Origin of the sequence: Melaminivora alkalimesophila (assembly GCF_000282995.1) — a bacterium.
Taxonomy (GTDB): Bacteria; Pseudomonadota; Gammaproteobacteria; order Burkholderiales; family Burkholderiaceae_C; genus Melaminivora; species Melaminivora alkalimesophila.
On sequence record NZ_ALEE01000274.1, the window covers coordinates 1 to 666 of the forward strand.

Annotated in this window: 1 protein-coding gene; it reads left to right on the forward strand. The window is 64.6% G+C overall.

Annotated elements, in window-relative coordinates:
- Positions 1 to 497 (forward strand): NAD(P)(+) transhydrogenase (Re/Si-specific) subunit beta (locus tag A612_RS05110; protein ID WP_019373462.1); only part of this gene is annotated, 497 nt, incomplete at its 5' end.
- Between the last annotated feature and the right edge of the window lie 169 nt (positions 498 to 666).

Sequence of the window (666 nt, forward strand, 5' to 3'; positions counted from 1 at the left end):
ACGTGGCCTTCCTGCTGAGCCAGGCCGAGACGGTGGTGATCGTTCCCGGCTATGGGCTGGCGGTGGCGCGCGCGCAGCACGCCGTCAAGGAGCTGGCGCAAAAGCTCACCGACAAGGGCATCAGCGTGAAGTACGCCATCCACCCGGTCGCCGGGCGCATGCCGGGGCACATGAACGTGCTGCTGGCCGAGGCGGAAGTGCCCTACGACCAGGTGTTCGAGATGGAGGACATCAACGGCGAGTTCGGCCAGACGGACGTGGCGATCGTGCTGGGCGCCAACGACGTGGTGAACCCGGCCGCGCTGCAAAAGGGCTCGCCGATCTACGGCATGCCGATCCTGGAGGCCTACAAGGCGCGCACCGTGATCGTCAACAAGCGTTCCATGGCGGCGGGCTACGCCGGTCTGGACAACGAGCTGTTCTACATGGACAAGACCATGATGGTCTTCGGCGATGCCAAGAAGGTGGTCGAGGACATCGGCAAGGCCATCGAGTAAGGTTCCAATTCATCCGCAACAAGAAACTTCAGGAGACCGACAATGACCGACCGTCCGTGGCTTGCCGCCTACCCGCCGGGGGTTCCCGCCGACATCGACCCGGGGCAATACACCTCGCTGGCGCAGCTGATGGAGCAGGCCTTCAAGGACTACGCGGGCCGCACGGCCT